The following is a 19,396-nucleotide window of genomic DNA, read 5'->3' as shown; positions in this document are numbered from 1 at the left end:
ATGTCGGCCGACGATGCTTCCGAGATCCGGCTGATCAACAAGATCGTCGTGCATTTCGGTTACCTGCCCACTGAGCAGGCGGTTGCCGAGGTCGCCGACCACGTACACCGGTTCTGGGACCCGCGCATGAAACGGCGACTCTTCGAGCTCGTCGACTCGCAGGCAACGGGTTTCGAGCCCGTGGCGGTGTCCGCGGCGGCCCTGCTGCGGTAGTACCTCGGGTTCAGACCCGCGGCTTCCGACGCGCCGAGATCGACGAAATGGCGCGTGCTACTCGCACTTCTGCACCCAAACGTTGGTTTCGGCGTTACGCGCCGCTGCGCCCGCCGACACCTTCGTGATCGGCGTCCCGCCAGAAGTCGATGTCGTACTGGGTGTCGGGGATCTGGATCATCTCGACGGACGGGCTGAGCCCACGGGGAGTGTCGAGCTCTTCGACGTCGATGTCGAGCCGGTCGACGCCGTTGAGGATGCGTTCGGCGTCATTCACGAGTCGACGCATTGCCGGCGTGTCGCCACACTTCGACGCCAACGAGGTCACGCACTTCAACAGGGCGCCGATCAGCTCGTTGAGCTCTTCGCGTTCCGCACTGCTTGACATCGGATCTCCTTGGGGGAAGGCGATTACCGCGGGAGGTGCAACGCGGGATATCCGGGCCGGTGGAGCATCCGCGTCATGGCAGCGGCGCACAGGCTGAGGAGGCCGGCGGCGACGAACAGATGCGTGAGACCGTCCGATGCGACCGCCATCGCAGGCAGACCAACGCCGATGATGCCGCCGAACACCTTGGCGCTATAGACCACGCCGAAGTTGCGCACGGCGTTCCGCTCGCCGAAGTAGTCGGCGACCAGGCTTGCGAACAGCGGATAGAACGCGCCGCCGGCCATCCCGCTCAGCGCAGCGAAGGCCACGAACGCGACGACCTGTCCGGCCGATGCGGAACAGACGAGCCCCAACTGTGCGCAGCCCTCGAGCAGAAGCGCGGCGCTCAGCGTCTCACGGCGCCCGAAGCGGTCGGAGATTCGACCGGCGACGCTGCGTCCCGCGCCGTTGACGACAGCGAGCAGACCGACCGCCGACGCTCCGACGGCGAGCGAAAACCCGTGGGCGAGTGCCACGAACGGGACATAGACGATGGCCAGCAGCGAGGCCGCGGCGGCGAAAACCAGGATCAGATACATCACCACGAATGCAGGCGTCCGGACGGCTTCGTGAGGTGAGTACTGCCGCACCGCTGCGACGTTGTTGCGCAGGCTGCGGTTAACCCGCTTGTCGATTGCCCAGAGTTTGGGGTCGATCTCGGGTGGCCACCAGCCCGCAGGCGGATCGCGCAGGAGCGCGCCGCACATCCCGACGACGAGCAGGACGCAGACGCCAACGCCTGCCAAGATCGCCGATCGGTTTCCTGGTGTGAGGACGGCGGCGAAGAGCGCGATGAACGGCACGGCACCATACCCGAAGGCCCCCGTGACGAACCCGACCCGGACGGCACGCTGCTCTGGATACCACTTCGCAACGGTGGACGTGCATGTGGCATAGACGATTCCGGCGCCAGTACCGGACAACACCGAGAAACCGAGCACCGCAAGCGCGAAGCTGTCGGTATAGGCGAGGGTCAATGGGCCTGCGGCGCACAACAGGGCTCCGACGAGCACGGCGCGCGACGGGGCCAGTGCAAACCGGTGGCTCAACGCGGCAGTCGGCGCGGCCGCGCCAGCCTGGAACACCACCCACAGTGCGAGCATCCAGAGGGCGCCCGTCACAGTCGAACCGTCAGTCACATGCAGCGCGGTGATGGCGACGCCGTAGCCGTATTGCAGCACGCCGATCCCCGCCATGGCGGCCCATGAGAGCCAGAGCATCCACTTCCGCGAGTGACCGATGATGTCGTGCGGTCGCTCACCGACGCGGTACGAGCGTCCGTGGAGGTCCCGGACTTCGACGACGGCGACTGGGGCGCTGATGGGGGACATGTAGACTCCTATTGCATACAGTATGCCAAGAGTCTAGCGTGACCTGGATCACCTGTCCATCTACAGAAGCGACCTCGGGAGCCGGAGTGGGACGCGTAACCAGTAGATACCGAGTCGTGCGCATGGCCGACGGGGTGGCAGCTTCCCGTTCGGACACCGTGGCCGCGGAAGAACCTCTGGAGATCAGGGTGGCCGGCCGTCCGCTCACCGTGACCATGCGGACCCCGGGCGACGACTTCGATTTGGCCCGAGGCTTTCTCGTGAGCGAGGGCGTGGTGTCTGCCGACTCGGACATCGCCGCGATCCGCTATTGCGCGGGAGCGACCGCCGATGGCGTCAATACCTACAACGTGCTCGACGTGCTCCTCGATGACGGCGTGGTTGCCCCCGACCCGTCGCTCGAACGCAACTTCTATACAACGTCGTCGTGCGGCCTGTGCGGCAAGGCAAGCCTCGAGGCGGTCCGCACCATCAGCAAGTGGCACGTCGATCGTGATCCGCTGCGGCTCAACGTCGCGACGATCGCCACGCTGCCGGAGAAGCTCAGAGCGGCTCAGCGGGTCTTCGACCGCACGGGCGGACTGCACGCGGCCGCGTTGTTCGACGCCGACGGGCAGCTGCTATGCGTGCGGGAGGACGTCGGCAGACACAACGCCGTCGACAAAGTCATCGGGTGGGCGCTCGACGCAGGCCACCTGCCGCTGAGCGGCACGACCCTGATGGTGAGTGGCCGGGCTTCCTTTGAACTGGTGCAGAAGGCGGTGATGGCCGGCCTGCCCGCGCTGGCCGCGGTGTCCGCGCCGTCTTCGCTTGCCGTCGATCTCGCCAGGGAGATGGGACTGACGCTGATCGGTTTCCTGCGCGGATCGTCGATGAACATCTATTCCGGCGTCGAGCGCATCTGCGCCGATCGCGACGAAAGTGCCGATACCGATCGGCGGCAGGCGATCTGACGACCGCTACTCGTTGTCGGACTTGGCAACCCGCTGTTCGTGGTAGGACTCGCGAGTCAATTCCGTGTGCCGAGTCATGATGTCGGTCGCCTGATCGGCGTCGCCTGCCGCGATGGCCTTGATCAGCGCGGCGTGTTCGGTCCACGCGCCCTGGCCGCGTGGCTGCGCGATCGGGAGGTAATACCAGCGCCACTTTCGTTCGACGAGTGCGATGTGTTCGGCGAGCACGGCGTTGCCCGCGAGGGCAGTGATCGCGGCATGCAGTGCCGCGTTGGCCGCCACCAGTCCCTCCGGGTCGTTGGCCGTCAACGCATTCAAGCCGTCCTGCTGCAGCTCCCACAGCCGATTGACGTCCTCGGGGGTGGCGCGCTCGGCGGCGAGCCGGGCAGAGTATGCCTCTAGGACCGTTCGCACGCTGAGGAGCTGGTCTACCTCTTCCTCGGAAGGGACGTGCACGAAGGCGCCTTGTGCAGGCCGTAGTTCGATCCAGCCATCGGTCTGCAAGCGCTGCAGGGCTTCTCGCACCGGCTGCCTGCTGACGCCGAGGTATTCCGCCAGCTCGTTCTCGACCAGGTGCTGGCCCCGTTTCAGAGTTCCGTGCACGATCAGTTCGACGATCGCTTCGTAAACGGCCTGACGCAGGGGGGCGGGGCGCTGCACGCGGCGCGCTGCGGAGTCTGCCAGCACGCTGTTCCTCGAAGCCGGGGCTCGACTACGCGAACCCTGGGCGGGAAGTGACATCGCTGCGCTCCTTAACCAAGTGCTAGCGGAAACCACGTTGCTAGCGGGCGGATACAAACATACAGCTTTTCGTATGCAATAGCCTGCACGCCGAGGCAGGTGTCGACCACGGCGTGCGTTCACCTTGAGTACCCCGATTATCCGGTTCGATAGCTGCTCGCGGTTGAATCGGACGGTTGAATCGGACGCGCCGCGCAACGAAACACCCCGGGCGTGGAAGCCCTGAACAGGACCACCACACCCGGGGTGCGGACAACAAGCAGCCGTCGCTAGTCGACTACCAGTGCCCTTTCCTTTATCGGCGCCACGACCGGTGCCGGCTCCGTCTGCGTAGGCAGTTTGGGCTGACGGAGGAAGAACGAGAGGAAGGCGCAGCCGATGCCGACCGAACCGGCGATCACGAACGCGGTGCCGTAACCCCACGTGTCGACCACGACCGCACCCATTCCCGCACCGACGAGCCCGGAAATCAACTTCGAGCTGTAGACCAGGCCGTAGTTGGTGGCGTTGTTGTTCTCACCGAAATAGTCGGCGGTCATCGCCGCGAACAGTGGGAAGATCGCGCCGCCACCGAAGCCGGAGATCATCGATGCCAGTAGGAACAGCGGCATGCTGCCGATGGAGCCGGAGAAGTAGACCGCGTACTGGGCAAGGCCGAGCACCGCGCACACGATGATGAGCGTGTTCCGACGCCCGTACAGATCGGAGATCCAGCCGATCACCCCTCGCCCGGTGCCGTTGATGATCGCCTTGAGGCTCATCGCGAGTGCCACGATCCCACCGGCGAAGCCCATCTCCTTGCCGAAGGGCACCTGCATGGCGATGCCGAAGATGTTGATGCCGGCGGTGCACAGCAGCAGGAACCACATCAGCGGCAGGATCCCGGTCTTGACCGCTTCCATCGGGGTGAACTGCTTGACCGCAGGCGGGTTCTTGAGCAGGGCGCGGCGAACCCGCGGGTCTTCCGATACCTTCAGCGGGTCGACGTGCGGGGGCCACCAGTTCTTCGGCGGATCCTTGAAGAAGAAGCCGGTCACCGCGACCAGTGCGGCCAGGAAGACGCCGACCGCGAACAGGATGCCCTGGTAGTTCTCCAGATCCATGTAGCTGGTGAACAGGAAGATGAAGGGCACCGAACCGTAGGCGAAGCCACCGTTGACGAATCCGGTCTTGCCGCCCTTGCGCTCGGGATACCACTTACCCACCATGTTGACGCAGGTCGCGTATACGAAACCGGCTGCGCCTCCGCCGAAGAACCCGAAGCCCAGGTACGCGAGGAGGACGTGCGGGGCGTACGCCAGCGAGAGGTAACCGAGGAGCGACCCGGCGGCACCGATCATCATCGCCGACCGTGCCGACACCCTGCCGCTCTCCCGCAGTCGACCGGCGGGGAACGCGACCGCGGCCTGGAAGAGCACCCATACGCCGAGCAGCCAGAAGATGTGGGCGCCGTGCCAGCCGTGTGCATCTGACAGCGTCTCCTCGGCGGAGGTGAACGCGTATTCGGACGAGCTGATGGCCATCATCGCGATCCATGGGAGCCACACCATTGATGCCCGTGACCGTCCCAGGATGTCGCGGTCGGTCTCGCCGATCCGATACACCCTGCCGTTGTCGTCGACTACCTCTCGGTATTTCGGCTGCGCTGGCGAATTCATGCTGTGAAACCTCCTGGTGCCATGTGATCCTGCGACGGTTTTCTTTGGTTGGTGGGGGAATTCATGAGATGACCCCTTTGCGTTGAGGCTGAGCTTGTTGCCGAGGCTGACGTCTCAGCCCCTCGCCGTCCGCACGGCCGATGGGATATTGCATACAGCTATCTCTGTGAATCCAGTCACTCGACTTATGCAAAGTAACCGGGATCACATACCGCGGTATACTACATACAATCCTCGGACGCGCAAGATCAATTCGCTGGAAATCTCCTGGGATGTACGCGAACGACGACCAGTGCCGTTGCCGCACAGGCGGGCTAGAATCGATCACTCCGATGGCGACAATCCTTGTAGCAGAACAGAGTTGGCCTCGCGGTCACGCCGCATCCACAGCTGGCTCTAGCTGGCAGTTCGCTGTGTGCAAACCAGGCCTCGGCGCGCCAACCCGGCCTCGGAATCACGGGCTGCGGCCCACGCGATAGCCGCCCGTCAGAAACTCTTCGGATTGCTGGACAACGAGGTGTAACGTGCGCCACACTGTTGTCTACCTCATACCGTATGCAATCTTGTGATGGAGATCGCACGAGCACGCACCGAAGCGAGTGAAGGGAGTTGTTGTCATGGGTGATGCAGCCGGGAAGGCATTGGACGGCGTCCGGATCCTCGACATGACGCATGTGCAGTCGGGACCTTCTGCGACGCAATTGCTCGCGTGGCTCGGCGCCGACGTCGTCAAGCTCGAGTCGCCCGCAGGCGGCGACGTCACCCGCAGGCAGCTCCGCGACGTCCCCGGCGCCGACAGCCTGTACTTCACGATGCTCAACTGCAATAAGCGCAGCATCACCCTCAACATGAAGAGCGATGAGGGACAGCAGATCTTCGTCGACCTGGTGTCGCGCGTCGACGTCCTCGTCGAGAACTTCGGGCCGGGGGTCGTCGATCGGTTCGGGTTCACCTGGGAGCGGCTGCGTGAGATCAACCCGCGGCTGATCTATGCGTCCATCAAGGGGTTCGGACCCGGCAAGTACTTCAACTTCAAGGCCTATGAAGTCATCGCCCAGGCGATGGGCGGCTCCATGGCCACCACCGGTTTCGAGCACGGGCCGCCAACGGCAACCGGTGCGCAGATCGGCGATTCGGGAACCGGCATCCACTTGGTCACCGGAATCCTGGCCGCGCTCTACCAGCGCACGAACACCGGTCGTGGCCAGCGTGTCGAGGTCGCGATGCAGGACGCGGTCCTCAACCTCTGCCGGGTGAAACTGCGCGACCAGCAACGGCTAACGGCAGGCCCGCTGGTGGAATACCCGAACGAACACTTCAGCGACGAGGTCCCGCGATCGGGCAATGCATCCGGCGGCGGCCAACCGGGTTGGGCCGTCCGAACCAAAGGCGGCGGGCCCAACGACTACATCTATGTGATCGTCCAGCCCCAGATCTGGGCGCCGCTGGCGGAGCTGATCGGCAAACCAGAGCTCGCCGATGATCCTGACTGGGCCCAGCCCGAGGACCGACTGCCCAAGTTGGACAAGGTCTTTGCACTGATCGAGGACTGGTCGGAGAAGCACACCAAGTGGGAGGCGTTGGAGGCGTTGAATGCCCTCAACGTCCCGTGTGGTCCGGTGCTGAGCACCAGGGAACTGATCGAGGACGAAACGCTCGCCGATCTCGGCGCCATCGTCACCGTCGACCATCCCGAGCGGGGCCCGTTCAAAACCGTCGGCTCTCCGCTGCGGCTGTCGGACTCACCGGTCGATATCGTCCGGTCGCCGTTGCTCGGCGAGCACACCGACGAGATCTGCACCGAGCTTGGCTACTCGCCTGAGCAACTGGAGTTGTTCAGGACTGCCGGAGCGATCTGAGCATGTCAGTGGTCCTACGGCGAAAGGGCGATATCACTATGCGTTGAATCCGCGCGGCAGCACAGGTGGTGCTGGAAAGGTCGCTCGCCACGAGGCGTTAGTAGTCGCCCACGGCTGAGACCCAGAACAAACGGGACGCACGCCGAGCCTCGGACGTGTGTCATCCGATCGTTGCCCGGGGGCCGTATTCCCGTGCAGCGCAGGCGCTTCCTGTGTCTGTCGCGAAACCTGACGCGACGGGCGGTAGAAGCGCGAGTCTGTAACCCTCGCTAGAAAGAGAATCTACGATGTTGGAAACGAAAGCAAGTTATCGGGAGATCACGGACGCGAACAACCGCGTCTACCGCGTCGGGGAGACCGACCGTGAACTCCTCGGTAAGTCCCGCGCCTGGATGGTCTGGCTGCCGTGGGTAGCCATGATGGCGATCAGTGTCTACGAGTACGGCTATGGCGCCGCAGAGGAAGCTCTACGGGATGCGCACGGCTGGTCCATGTCGGAGACGTTCTGGCTGCTGTCCATCTGGGCCTTCTTCCAGGCAGGTGTCGCATTCCCCGCTGGAAAGCTTCGCGAGAAGGACATCGTCTCGGCCAGGGCGGCCATGTTGGCAGGCGCTGTCCTGTCGGCGATCGGCTTCGTCAGCATCGCCAACAGCGACAGCTTGGTCATTGCCTACCTGGGGTTCTCGGTGTGCGGCGGCATCGGCGCAGGTCTTGTCTACGCGACGTGCATCAACCTCGTCGGGAAGTGGTACCCGGAACGGCGAGGTGGCAAGACCGGGTTCGTCAACGGCGGATTCGCCTACGGCGCTGTGCCATTCATCTTCATCTTCAGCTACGCCCTGCATCCGAACACCTACGTGTGGGTTCTCGACCTTGTCGGCGTGTACATGCTGGTGGTCGTCGCTGTGTGCGGACTGATGTTCCGGGACCCGCCGAAGAACTGGTGGCCGTCCGACGTTGACCCAGCGCAATGGGCGACCAGCAAGAAGGGCGCAGAGAGCCTCCGGAAGAACCCGCCCGCGGTCCGGCAGTACACGCCGATGCAGGCGATCAGGACCGGCATGCTGCCACTGATGTGGCTGTCACTGGGGATCAGCGCAGGCGTCTCGCTGTTCGGCATCAGCTACATGGTGCCGTTCGCAAAGGATCTCGGCTTCGGCCCGTTGATCGCGGCGTCGTCCGCCGGTGTGTTGTCGATCATCAACGGCACCGGCCGCACGCTGACCGGCTACCTGTCGGACCGGTTCGGGCGCAAGCAGACCCTGCTCGCTGTGCTGCTGGTATCGGCGGTGGCACTGGTCGGCCTGCTGTACGCGGGCAAGGCGCAGAACGAGATCGCGTTCCTGTTCTTCGCCTTCCTGGTTGGATTCGGCGGCGGCGCCTTCTACCCGATGTTCGCCTCCCTGACCCCGGACTACTTCGGCGAGAACAACAACGCCAGCAACTACGGCCTGATCTACAGTTCCAAGCTGCTCGGGTCGGTCGTGGGGATCGGCGTCGGTGCGAGCGTCATCGACGCCTGGGGCTATACCGGCGCCTATTGGATCGCCGCGGTGAGTGCCCTGGTCTCGGCCGGGATCGCGTTCTTCCTGCGGCAGCCGGGTCGCGCCGTGGCGGCCGAGCCAAGCACAGCCTCAGTCGGAATGCCGATGGCGGCGACGCTGGCCGACTGAAAAGGCCGGTCGCAAGCGGGAATTCGGGCGGTCGAGGGGAAGTGCCTGTCAGGCAGTCCCCTCGACCGTCTCCTGCCTTTCCTCGTGGTAGATCTCGCGGGTGCGCTCGGTGTGCTGCCGCATCAACTCGCCTGCCCGCTTGGAGCTTCGCCTGCCGATCGCTCGGATGAGCTCGGCGTGTTCGTCCCAGGCGTCCTTGCCTCGCGCCAGCGCGATGGGCAGGTAGTACCACCGGACCCGGCGGTCGACCGACCCGATGAGGTCGGCCAGAACGTTGTTGCCGGACATCGTGACGACAGCGGCGTGCAGAGCCGCGTTCGCGGCGACAAGACCTTCCTGATCGTCGTCGGCGAGCGCCTTCTCCCCGGTGCGGTGGAGCTCCCAGAGGTGCTCGACGTGCTCCGGCGTCGCGGCGCCGGCGGCCAGCCTGGCGGACTCCGCCTCGAGCAGGGTCCGCACGGCGAGAAGCTGATCGGCCTCGGCATCGGTCGGAATGTGGACGAAAGCGCCGAGAGTGGGGCGAAGGTCCACCCAGCCCTCGCTCTGCATGCGCTGCAGCGCCTCCCGAACAGGCTGTCTGCTGACCCCGAGCTGGACCGCCAATTCGTGCTCGACCAGGTGCGCACCCGGTTGCAACTCACGCCTGACGATCATTTCGACGAGAACGTCGTATACCGCCTGCCGCAGCGGTGGCGGACGCTCCAGGCGCGTCCGGGCTGACGGATTGGTCATGCAGTACTCCCGCACTCGGCGACGTCCACCCAGCATACGGTCGTCAGGGGGCAATCCAGGTGGCAACGTGGGTAGCCGCGCCGTCCATGATAATTTCGTAATGCGGAACGATTCTGCCACCAAGCGCAGCCAGTTCGATGGATCGGAGGGCGTCGATGGCGGATGGCTCGCCGACCAAGGGCAGCGTCCAATCCGTTGAGCGTGCGTTCGAGCTGCTCGAGATCATGGCGAGCGCGGGCCCGTCAATCGCGTTCGGGGAGTTGGCGGCTCGTGCCGAACTGCCGCAACCAACCATTCATCGTCTGGTGCGGACGCTGCTGAACATGGGGTACGTCAGGCAGTTGCCCAATCGGCACTATGCGCTGGGACCCAAGTTGATTCGGCTGGGGGAGAGCGCAGCCCAACTCATCGGCGCGTGGTCGCGGCCACACCTTGCCGAACTGGTGGAGCGGACGGGCGAGAGCGCCAACATGGCGGTGCTGGATAACGACATGGCGGTCTATGTTGCTCAAGTCCCGTCGCCGCACTCGATGCGAATGTTCACCGAAGTGGGCCGTCGCGTGCACCTGCATTGCACCGGGGTGGGCAAGGCGCTGCTGATGCAGCTTCCCGACGAGGCGGTGTTCGCGGTGCTGAAGCGAGCCGGGATGCCGGCCTCCAGCGAGAACACACACACCACTCCGGATGCGCTGATGCGCGATATCGAGCTCAGCCGGTCCCGCGGCTATGCGGTGGACGAAGGCGAGCAGGAACTCGGTGTGCGGTGCTTCGCAGTGCCGGTGCCGGACGCACCCACATTGACCGCGATCTCGATCTCCGGCCCGGCGTCGCGTCTCACCTTGAAATCGGCGACGAAAGTCGCGCCGCTGCTGAAAAGGGTGGCTCGCGATCTCGCCTCGGAGTTCGACAAAGAGGCGGCGGTTTAGTCGACGAGTAGTGCGGCGGCCGTTGGTGCGTCTGCCAGTGATTCGGCGAGGTCGTTGAACTCGACGACGTTGTCGATCTCGGTGCCCATCGCGATGTTGGTGATCTTCTCGAGGAAGACCTCGACCACCACGGGCACCTTGTGCTCGCGGGCAAGTTGTTGCGCCCGTGCCAGCGACGGAGCGATGTCTTGAGGTTCGACGACCTGAATTGCCTTGCAGCCCAGGCCCTCAACGACCCGCAGATGATCAACGCCGTATCCCTTGGGGACATCGCCGTCCGTCTCCTGGGAGTTGATGTTGTCGAACGCCAACGACACGCAGTAGTCCATGTCGAAGTTGCGTTGCGCCTGGCGGATCAATCCCAGGTAGGAGTTGTTCACCAGGACATGCACATAGGGCAGGTTGAACTGCGCCCCGACCGCGAGTTCCTCGATCAGGAACTGGAAGTCGTAATCGCCCGACAGTCCCACCACGGTGGCGTCGGGGTCGGCGGCGGCGACACCGAGGGCGGCAGGCACTGTCCATCCGAGCGGTCCGGCTTGGCCGCAGTTGATCCAGTTGCGTGGCTTGAAGACCTGCAGGAATTGTCCGCCGGCGATCTGTGACAGCCCGATCGCGCTGACGTAGCGGGCATCGCGCCCGAAGACGCGGTTCATCTCCTCGTAGACGCGCTGGGGCTTGATCGGAACGTCGTCGAAGTGCGTCTTGCGATGCATCGTCTCCTTGCGCAACCGGCAGTCCTCGACCCAACCGCGCCAATCGGGCAACGTGTCGGCTGCGCGTCTCTCCTTGGCGATGGCGACGAACTGCTCGAGTGCGGCCTTCGCGTCCGAAACGATTCCGAAGTCGGGGGCGAAGACGCGGCCGATCTGGGTGGGTTCGATGTCGACGTGAACGAAACGCCGCCCGCTGCGATAGGTATCGAGCCCGCCGGTGTGTCGATTGGCCCACCTGTTGCCGATTCCCAGAACGAAGTCGGATTCGAGCATGGTCGCGTTGCCGTAGCGGTGGGCGGTCTGCAGTCCGACCATGCCTGCCGCTAGGCGGTGATCGTCGGGGATCGTGCCCCAGCCCATCAGCGTCGGCACCACCGGGACACCGAGGACCTCGGCCAGCTCCACCAGAAGATCGGACGCATCGGCGTTGATGATGCCGCCGCCCGCGACGATCAGTGGTCGTTCGGAGCTGGCCAGCATGTCAATCGCCTTGGCGGCCTGGGCACGCGTCGCTGCCGGTTTGTACACGGGCAGCGGCTGGTAGGAATCCGGATCGAAATCGATCTCGGCCAGTTGGACGTCGATGGGCAGGTCGATGAGCACCGGCCCCGGCCGCCCCGAACGCATCAGGTGAAACGCCTGAGCGAAGGCACCGGGAACCTGGCCCGGTTCGAGAACCGTCATGGCCATCTTGGTAACCGGTGCGGCGATGGCGGTGATGTCGACCGCTTGGAAGTCCTCTTTGTGGAGTTTGGCCACGGGTGCCTGGCCGGTGATCGCCAGGATCGGGATGGAATCGGCTGAGGCGGAGTACAACCCGGTGATCATATCGGTGCCCGCGGGCCCGGAAGTGCCGATGCAGACGCCGATGTTGCCAGCCGCGGCGCGCGTGAACCCCTCGGCCATGTGACTGGCGCCTTCGACGTGTCGGGCCAGGATGTGCTTGATTCCGCCGTGTGCGCGCATCGCCGAGTAGAAGGGATTGATCGCCGCACCGGGCAAACCGAAAGCCTGGGTGGCGCCTTCAATTTCGAGAATCCTGACGGCCGCGTCGACCGTCCGCATCCGGGTCATTTCGCTTGCCCCTTGTCGATCCCGGACAGCCGCTCGACACCCAGCAGTAGGCCTGAATGGTCGAGTCCACTGTCGCCGTTGGCCATTGCAGAGGCCATGAGCTGGGCGACCACCGCGCCGAGTGGGATCACCACGCCGGCCTCCCGGGCGGCCGCGGTGACGATGCCGAGGTCCTTGTGGTGAAGGGCGATGCGGAAGCCGGGGTCGAAGTTGCGGTCGAGCATCTTCTGGGCCTTCTGGTCGAGCACTGCCGAACCGGCCAGTCCGCCGCCAAGGACCTTCACGGCGGCGTCGATATCAACGCCGTAGGCCTGCAGGAAAGTGATCGCCTCGGCCAGGAGTTCGATGTTGCCCGCGACGATCAGCTGGTTGGCGGCCTTCACGGTTTGGCCGGCTCCGTTGGGGCCGACGTGCACGATGGTCTTGCCGACGATCTCGAGAATCGGTTTGGCCGAGGCGAAGTCGACCTCGGATCCACCGACCATGATCGACAGCGTGGCGTTCTTGGCGCCCGGCTCACCGCCGGACACCGGCGCGTCGATGATCCGGAGTCCGCGCTCGGTGGCGTCGCGGGCAAGCTCCGCGGTGACGTCCGGCCGGATGGATGAGAAGTCGATCACCAGTGTGCCGGGCTGGGCATGGGCGAAAACACCGTCATCACCCAGCAGCACACTCTGCACGTCGGGAGAGTCGGGGACCATGATCGCCACGACGTCGGCGCCCTTGACCGCCTGTCCGATCGAGTCGGCGGCCTTGCCCCCCGCTTCGACCAACCGAGCCACGCGTTCTGGTGAGTGGTCAAGGCCGATGACGGAATGGCCTGCTTTGACCAGATGGTCGGCCATCGGGCCGCCCATGATGCCCAGACCGATGAAAGCGATTGTGCTCATTGGATCCTCGTTTCGGCGTGTTGACGTGCTGATTCCGCGGTGATACCGCGCTGGTCTGCGGGAAGCCAGTCGAAAGTGTCGGATCTCGTCGCCTTGTATTCGAGGCCGACGTATCCCGTGTAGCCCAGCTCGGCGAGCAGCTGGAGATGGCTGTTCAGGGGGAGTTCACCGCTTCCGGGCTCACCACGCCCCGGTGCGTCGGCAATCTGCACGTGGCCGATCCGATTGCAGTAGTGGCGAATTGCGGCGTCCACATCGTCGCCGTTGACATGGAGGTGATAGAGGTCGGCGAGCAGTCGCACGTTGGTCGCCCCGTATTCCCCCTGCACCCGATCGATGACGTGGATGGCGTCGGCGGCCGTCTTGAGCGGATAGTGTGGTGCGCCGCTCACCGGCTCGACAAGCACCGTCGCCCTAATGCGGTTCGCCGCATGCGCGGCGTAGGCGAGGTTCTCGGCCCCGACATAGTCCTGAGCCCCCGGAGTGGATTCCGGGATGCGATTGCCGTAGAGCGCATTGAAGGCGCGGGTTCCCAGCGTCTCGGCGATGTCGACGGCGATGTCGACGCTTTCGCGGAATGTCTGTGTCATCGCGGGATTGGACAGAATCCCGCGGTCGCCGCCCGGCATATCGCCGGCGGCGAAGTTGAGACCGGTCAACTGCACGCCGCTGTCCTGGATGGCGCGGATAAAGGCGGTGACTTCGGCGTCGGTCGGCGTCGGAGATGCGAAGGGCCACCAGAACTCCACCGCCGCGAAGCCGGCGTCTCGAGCCGCGTGCGGCCGGTCTAGCAGCGGTAGCTCGGTCAGCAGAATCGAGCAGTTGACGGTGTAGGCGACGTTCAGCACGGCATACCTTTCTGTTCTGTCAGCGACAGGGGACTGCTCGCGGTGGCGCGCCTCCCCGCACGAGAACGGATCCTCGATAGCGCCGCTTCCGTGTGCCACGGCGCCGACACGAGGGCGTAGCCGGTGACGGCCCACCCCAGAGGGATCGCTAGTGCGAGGTACAGCGCGTTCATGCTTTTCCATTCCGTATTACGGAATTAAACTATCAAGATAGAGTAAGTGAACCCTCGAACCGCTTGCGTGTCAAGACCGAGTGGGTCTGCTGCCAAGGCGACAGTCGTGAATAAGTCATTCCGTATCATGGAAGACCGGAAGGAACCGGATATGACCCTGCAAAGCACCGCCCCTGCGACAGGTCGCCACGTGGTGATCGCGCCCGACAAGTTCAAGGGGTCGCTGACGGCCCGGCAAGCCGCACGGGCCATGTCCGTGGGTGTGAAGCGCGCGGACCCCACATTGACGACGGTGGAGTGCCCGGTAGCCGACGGTGGAGACGGAACGCTCGAAACCGTTGTGGGCGCGGGATTTACCCGGATTCCGGTCTATGCTGCGGGGCCGACTGGCCAGATAGGCCTCACGGCGTATGCCCGCAGCGGGAAAACCGCGGTCGTCGAGATGGCTGAGATCTGCGGCTTGCAGCGGCTTCCCGGTGGCATACCGGCTCCCACGAGCGCATCCAGCTATGGCCTCGGAGCGGTGGTTGCGCAGGCACTCGACCACGGCTGCCGCGACGTCATCATCGGCGTCGGCGGCAGCGCGAGCACCGATGGCGGGGCGGGCTTTCTGGCTGCACTGGGCGCGGTGGCGCGCGATCAGCGTGGTTCGCGCCTTGGTCTCGGGGGTCTGTGCATCGGCGACGCCGCGCAGCTCGATCTCGCTGGACTGCACCCCGAAATCGCTTCCGCCACTTTCACGATCGCTGTGGACGTCGACAACCCGCTATATGGCCCATCGGGCGCGGCGAACGTTTATGCGCCCCAAAAGGGCGCTGACCCTAACGAAGTGATTGACCTTGACCGCGCACTTCGCGTCTGGGCGGACGTCGTCGAGCGCGAAACGAAAACCGACTTCCGAACCGCCGCCGGAGCGGGCGCTGCGGGCGGTGTCGGTTTTGCCGCGCTTGCGGTGCTGGGGGCGCGCATGCGCCCTGGCATCGAGGTCATCCTCGACCTCGTCGAACTCGACAGGCACCTGGTGGGTGCGTGCGCCGCGGTGACCGGCGAGGGCTCGCTGGATCACCAATCGTTGCGTGGCAAAGCTGCGGTGGGTATCTGTCGCCGTGCCGGTGCTTATGGCATACCGACGTACGCGGTTGCGGGCGTGTCGACCCTGGCTGCGGTCGAAGCCACCGCTGCCGGGCTTTCCGGCGTCTACGCGCTGAGCGACCTGGAACCGGACCGCCTGCAGTCCATCAGCCGCGCCGGTGAGCTGCTCGCATTGGCGACGCAGCGAATGACTCGCGACGTGCTGAGCGCCGCCGCTGTCCAAGCTCAAGGTCCATCCACTGCGCCGCCGGTCAGCCGGCAGAGCTGATCAGGGTTCAGCCTTTCATCAGTTCGCCGACGTGGGCGCTGACCGAATCCGCAAGGCCCTGAAGGTCGTAACCGCCTTCGAGGACCGAGACGAGACGGCCTTGACAGTTCTTCTCAGCCGATTTCATCAATTCGCGCGTCGCCCAGGCGAAATCATCGGCCGTCATGCGCAGCGAACCGAGCGGATCGCGCTCATGAGCATCGAACCCGGCGGAGACGATGATGAGCTCCGGCTTGAACGTGTTGAGCGCAGGCAGAATTCTGCGCGCGAAAGCTTCGCGCAGTTCGACGCCACCGTCGCCGGGTGCCAAAGGCGCGTTGAAGATGTTTCCGACGCCGGTTTCCGATGCTGCACCCGTGCCGGGGAAGAGCGGCATCTGATGGGTCGAGGCGTAGAGCACACTCGGATCGGAGTAGAAGATCTCCTGTGTCCCGTTGCCGTGGTGAACGTCGAAATCGACGATCGCGACCCGCCCCAGCCCGTACTTCTCTTGCGCATAGCGCGCGCCGATGCTGATGTTGTTGAACAGGCAGAACCCCATGGCCTGTTCGGTTCCGGCATGGTGACCGGGCGGACGACAAGCGACAAAGGCGTTCTGCACTACGCCGTCGAGGACCTTGCCCGTCGCCTGGAGGGTGGCGCCGACGCCACGCAGCACGACCTCCCATGTCGAGGGCTCCATCATGGTGTCGCCGCCGTCCAGATAGACGTAACCCTCACTTGGGCGTGCGGATTCGATGGCATCGACATATCGGTTGGTGTGGACGTAGCGCGTCGCATCTAGATCGGCGAGCTCGGCCTCGTCGCGCACGAGCGCGTCGAATTGCGCCTGGCTGAGTGCCGCCGTCACTGCTCGATAGCGGTCAGGGCGCTCCGGATGCCCGGCGGTGGTCTTGTGGTCGGCGAAGACGGGATGGTGGAGAAGCAAAGTGGCCATGGGCTGAAGCGGCTTTCGGAGGGCTTAAGCGGATCGAGGACGCTCGAATACTGTATGCAAAGTATCACGTCGGAGTATGGGCCATCGTCGATCGCTCACAGATTGCCTACCGGTTAGCAGGAAGAACCGAATGGGTGGCTGCGGTGATGTAAACGGTCCGATGCAGCGCGAACCTGGAGGGGCAAGACAGATGTCAGCGAAAGGAAGTTCCATCATGCGACTCGGATTGAAGTGCATCACACCGATGTTCGCGGCGGGCGCTGCTGCGGTCGCTATCGGTGTCGCACCGATAGCCGCGGCTGCTCCCACTCCGGCCCAGCCGACGACGATTGCCGCAGCCCCAACCGTGGAGGCGGCGGGTTGGCACGGCGGCGGTTGGCACGACGGGGGTCGGTACGGCGGTGGTCGATACGGCGGCGATTGGTACGGCGGCGGCTGGCGCGGTGGGTATGGGCCTTGGTTCCACCCCTGGGGCCGGGCCTGGTAAGCGGCCGATAACGCGTCAGGTCGAGGTCGTGTTGGCGCGGCCTCGACCACCCGCGTGACACCCTGCGCCGGCAGTCGGCGCGATGGCGAGGCCTGCGGTCATCATCTGACTATGGCTAGCGAGTTCCCGCGGGGACCGATCCGTTGGGCGGTGACGACGACTCAGCCGAGGTCGTCGAGTACTTGGTAACCGGCGTTGTAGCCGGGGATGAAGGTAATGCCGGGGCCGCCGTGGCAGCCGGCGCCGCCGAGGTAGAGCCCGTCGATGCCGATGGGCAGGTCGCGGAAGCCTTTGGGCCCGGGTCGGTTCGGGCCCATCAGGTCGGGGTGCAGCAGGCCGTGGCAGAAGTCGCCTGCGGGGGCGCCGAACATGGTGTTCATGTGGTACGGCGCGAAGGTGATGTGGCGGATCTGGATGTCCTTGAAGTTGGGGGCGTAGCGGCTGATCTTCTCGACGACGCGGTCGGCCATCTCGTTCTTGAGGTGGCCGTGCTGGTCGCGCGGGGTTTCGACGGGGAAGGCGTAGGCGTAGGCGCTGGCGGCGTGCATGCCGGGTGGCGCCATGGCGGTGTCGTGCACGGACGGGATCTGCATACCGAGCGACGGGTTGTCGGGGACGATTCCGCGGCAGGCGTTCTCCCATTGCCGCTGTTGTTCTTCGGGGGAGCCGAAGATACCGACCGAGGTTTGCATGCCCGGCTCGTTGAGGAACTCGTAGGGCGGCGCGAATTCGGGCAGGCCGTCGAGCGCGAAGTGCATCTGGACGAATGAGGCGCGGTGGTCGCGTCCCTTGAGCCGGTCGAGCAGTTGGGCCGAGACGTGATCGGCGCCAACGAGTTCGACCAGCGTGGTGTCGGGTGAGAGGTTGGAGACGACGACGGGCGCGGTGATGGTCTCGCCGTCCTTGCAGCGGACGCCGGTGACCTTGTTGTTGTCGACGAGAATCTGCTCGACCTTGGTGCGGTAGCGGATCTCGCCGCCGCGGCTTTCGAACATCTCTAGGAGGTGGTCGGTGAGCGCGCCGATGCCGCCTTCGAGTTTGGTCATCATCTGGCCGCCCTCTTCGGGGACGGCGAGGGCGAAGGCGAGGCAGGTGGCGCTGCCGGGGGTGTAGGGGCCGCGGTAGGTGGAGTTGATGGCGAGGAAGGCGAGCATGCCGCGCATGACGGCGTGCTTTTTCTTGTCGGGTAGGTAGCGGTCGATGGCGTCCATGGCGGAGCCGAAGAGGGTCTCGTGGATGGCGCGGCGTTCGGCTTCGTTGGCGGCGCAGGCGTACATCTCGTCGATGGTCTTGGGCGGTTGGCGGACGTCGAAGCGGCCCAATGCTTTTGCGGGCCCTTGGCTCCAGCCGATGAGTTCGGCCATGCCAGTGACGGCGTCCATGCCGTGTCTCTCGGCGAGGTGGGTCATCAGTTCCATGGGGTCGCGGTAGAAGATCATGGCTTCTTCGCCGGCCTCGCCGATGTTGACGCTCATGACGTCGGAGTCGACGGTGGGCAGGGTGTCGAGGCCGAGGTCCTTGGTGATGTCGCTGGGGGTGGGGAACTGTACGGATCCGGCGATCTCGTATTTGAAGCCGTCGATGAGTTCGACGGTGGCGGCCATGCCGCCGGCGTAGGTGTTGGCCTCGAGGATCACCGTCTTGAGGCCGGCGCGTTGGAGGAGGGCGGCGGCGGTCAGTCCGTTGTGTCCGGCGCCGACGACGATTGCGTCATAGTCAGTCATGGTTCGGCAGAATATGTCAGTGCTGACACAATTGCGGCAGTTCTGACGAATTTGTGGGATACGATCGCGGGACTATGGCGATGCCCGTGAACTTGCATGCTCAGCGCAGCCAGGCGACGAAGGACGCGCTGCGCCGGGTGGCGCTGGAGCGGTTCAAGCGCGACGGGTTCGCGAATGTCACGGTGACGGAACTGGCCGCGGAGGCCGGGGTCACCGAGCGCACGTTCTTCCGGCATTTCGCGACGAAGGAAGCGGTGCTCTTCGAGGACTACGAGACGCAGCTGGAGTGGCTGGCGGAAGCTCTTGCGCGGCGGCCCGCGTCGGAGAACCTGTTCGACGCGGTGCTGGCGAGCGTCGTCAGCTTCCCGCACGACCTCGAGGTTGTGCGGCAGGCGGCGCTGCTGCGGGCGGAGCTGATTGGGGGTGAGCGGGCAGCGGGTCACCTGCGGGTGGTGCAGGCGTCGTTCGCGAAGGTGCTCACCGACTTCGTCCGGTCGCGCTACAACGACGTGCCCGGCATCGCGTTGAAGGCAGAGGTCGCCGGGGCTGCTCTGGCAGCGGCGCTCGTCGTTGCCGTGGAGAACTGGGGCCGCGGGGGCGCCACCGGCGACATCGGCCAGATCGTCGCGGACAGCGTCAATCTGGTGCGCTCAGGACTCGAGCTCCAGTAG

Annotated in this window: 18 protein-coding genes; 8 read left to right on the top strand and 10 right to left on the bottom strand. The window is 64.9% G+C overall.

Annotated features, from left to right (window positions below; genetic code table 11):
* Positions 1–213, top strand: a complete 213-nt coding sequence (locus tag D6M19_RS18285) for a formate dehydrogenase subunit delta (protein ID WP_123026663.1) — start codon at positions 1–3, stop codon at positions 211–213.
* A gap of 94 nt (positions 214–307) precedes the next feature.
* Here the strand turns inward: D6M19_RS18285 and D6M19_RS18280 are convergent, their stop codons facing one another.
* Both D6M19_RS18280 and D6M19_RS18275 read right to left on the bottom strand, forming a co-directional pair.
* Positions 308–601, bottom strand: coding sequence for an Rv0250c family protein (locus D6M19_RS18280; RefSeq protein ID WP_123026662.1), 294 nt, complete (start codon positions 599–601; stop codon positions 308–310).
* Positions 602–624: 23 nt separating this feature from the next.
* Positions 625–1,974, bottom strand: a complete 1,350-nt coding sequence (locus tag D6M19_RS18275; protein ID WP_123026661.1) for an OFA family MFS transporter — start codon at positions 1,972–1,974, stop codon at positions 625–627.
* 86 nt (positions 1,975–2,060) lie between these two features.
* Between D6M19_RS18275 and fdhD the strand changes: the two genes are divergently transcribed.
* The gene (fdhD, locus tag D6M19_RS18270; RefSeq protein WP_123026660.1) at positions 2,061–2,927 is read left to right on the top strand and encodes a formate dehydrogenase accessory sulfurtransferase FdhD; all 867 of its coding nucleotides are present in this window, start codon (positions 2,061–2,063) and stop codon (positions 2,925–2,927) included.
* Positions 2,928–2,933: 6 nt separating this feature from the next.
* Here fdhD and D6M19_RS18265 read toward each other — a convergent pair whose 3' ends face one another.
* Complete coding sequence (locus D6M19_RS18265) at positions 2,934–3,668, bottom strand: GntR family transcriptional regulator (RefSeq protein WP_123026659.1); 735 nt, start codon at positions 3,666–3,668, stop codon at positions 2,934–2,936.
* Between the two features lie 269 nt (positions 3,669–3,937).
* Positions 3,938–5,326, bottom strand: a complete 1,389-nt coding sequence (locus tag D6M19_RS18260) for an OFA family MFS transporter (protein WP_123026658.1) — start codon at positions 5,324–5,326, stop codon at positions 3,938–3,940.
* A 617-nt stretch (positions 5,327–5,943) separates the two neighbouring features.
* On the opposite strand from D6M19_RS18260, the gene frc reads away from it, so the two are divergent.
* Complete coding sequence (gene frc / locus D6M19_RS18255; RefSeq protein ID WP_123026657.1) at positions 5,944–7,185, top strand: formyl-CoA transferase; 1,242 nt, start codon at positions 5,944–5,946, stop codon at positions 7,183–7,185.
* A gap of 287 nt (positions 7,186–7,472) precedes the next feature.
* Positions 7,473–8,858 (top strand): OFA family MFS transporter, encoded by a 1,386-nt coding sequence (locus D6M19_RS18250; protein ID WP_123026656.1) that lies wholly within the window; start codon positions 7,473–7,475, stop codon positions 8,856–8,858.
* A gap of 48 nt (positions 8,859–8,906) precedes the next feature.
* On the opposite strand, the gene D6M19_RS18245 is transcribed toward D6M19_RS18250, so the two are convergent.
* A complete protein-coding gene (locus tag D6M19_RS18245) occupies positions 8,907–9,590 on the bottom strand; it encodes a GntR family transcriptional regulator (RefSeq protein ID WP_327389807.1) in 684 nt (227 codons plus the stop codon).
* A gap of 155 nt (positions 9,591–9,745) precedes the next feature.
* Here D6M19_RS18245 and D6M19_RS18240 point away from each other — a divergent pair, with 155 nt between their 5' ends.
* Complete coding sequence (locus tag D6M19_RS18240) at positions 9,746–10,516, top strand: IclR family transcriptional regulator (RefSeq protein ID WP_123026654.1); 771 nt, start codon at positions 9,746–9,748, stop codon at positions 10,514–10,516.
* Here D6M19_RS18240 and gcl read toward each other — a convergent pair.
* The 3 genes from gcl to D6M19_RS18225 are packed head-to-tail and all read right to left on the bottom strand — an operon-like array spanning position 10,513 to position 14,044.
* The gene (gene gcl / locus D6M19_RS18235; RefSeq protein ID WP_123026653.1) at positions 10,513–12,306 is read right to left on the bottom strand and encodes a glyoxylate carboligase; all 1,794 of its coding nucleotides are present in this window, start codon (positions 12,304–12,306) and stop codon (positions 10,513–10,515) included. The genes D6M19_RS18240 and gcl overlap by 4 nt on opposite strands.
* Complete coding sequence (locus D6M19_RS18230) at positions 12,303–13,196, bottom strand: 2-hydroxy-3-oxopropionate reductase (RefSeq protein ID WP_123026652.1); 894 nt, start codon at positions 13,194–13,196, stop codon at positions 12,303–12,305. Before D6M19_RS18230 ends, gcl begins: the two co-directional genes overlap by 4 nt.
* Complete coding sequence (locus D6M19_RS18225) at positions 13,193–14,044, bottom strand: hydroxypyruvate isomerase family protein (RefSeq protein WP_123026651.1); 852 nt, start codon at positions 14,042–14,044, stop codon at positions 13,193–13,195. The genes D6M19_RS18230 and D6M19_RS18225 overlap by 4 nt, the downstream gene beginning before the upstream one ends.
* Before the next feature lie 324 nt (positions 14,045–14,368).
* Between D6M19_RS18225 and D6M19_RS18220 the strand changes: the two genes are divergently transcribed.
* Positions 14,369–15,577, top strand: a complete 1,209-nt coding sequence (locus D6M19_RS18220) for a glycerate kinase family protein (protein ID WP_123026765.1) — start codon at positions 14,369–14,371, stop codon at positions 15,575–15,577.
* A 7-nt stretch (positions 15,578–15,584) separates the two neighbouring features.
* On the opposite strand, the gene D6M19_RS18215 is transcribed toward D6M19_RS18220, so the two are convergent.
* Positions 15,585–16,514: a histone deacetylase family protein gene (locus D6M19_RS18215; protein WP_123026650.1), complete on the bottom strand. Its 930-nt coding sequence runs from the start codon at positions 16,512–16,514 to the stop codon at positions 15,585–15,587.
* 214 nt (positions 16,515–16,728) lie between these two features.
* Here D6M19_RS18215 and D6M19_RS18210 point away from each other — a divergent pair, with 214 nt between their 5' ends.
* Positions 16,729–17,001: a hypothetical protein gene (locus tag D6M19_RS18210; RefSeq protein ID WP_123026764.1), complete on the top strand. Its 273-nt coding sequence runs from the start codon at positions 16,729–16,731 to the stop codon at positions 16,999–17,001.
* Positions 17,002–17,162: 161 nt separating this feature from the next.
* Here the strand turns inward: D6M19_RS18210 and D6M19_RS18205 are convergent, their stop codons facing one another.
* Positions 17,163–18,725 carry a phytoene desaturase family protein gene (locus D6M19_RS18205; RefSeq protein ID WP_123026649.1) on the bottom strand — a complete coding sequence of 521 codons (1,563 nt, stop codon included), beginning with the start codon at positions 18,723–18,725 and terminating at the stop codon, positions 17,163–17,165.
* Positions 18,726–18,799: 74 nt separating this feature from the next.
* Here D6M19_RS18205 and D6M19_RS18200 point away from each other — a divergent pair, with 74 nt between their 5' ends.
* Positions 18,800–19,396 (top strand): TetR/AcrR family transcriptional regulator, encoded by a 597-nt coding sequence (locus tag D6M19_RS18200; RefSeq protein ID WP_123026648.1) that lies wholly within the window; start codon positions 18,800–18,802, stop codon positions 19,394–19,396.

Source organism: Mycolicibacterium stellerae (assembly GCF_003719305.1).
GTDB classification, from domain to species: domain Bacteria; phylum Actinomycetota; class Actinomycetes; order Mycobacteriales; family Mycobacteriaceae; genus Mycobacterium; species Mycobacterium stellerae.
This window is presented reverse-complemented; position numbering and strand designations above follow the sequence as displayed.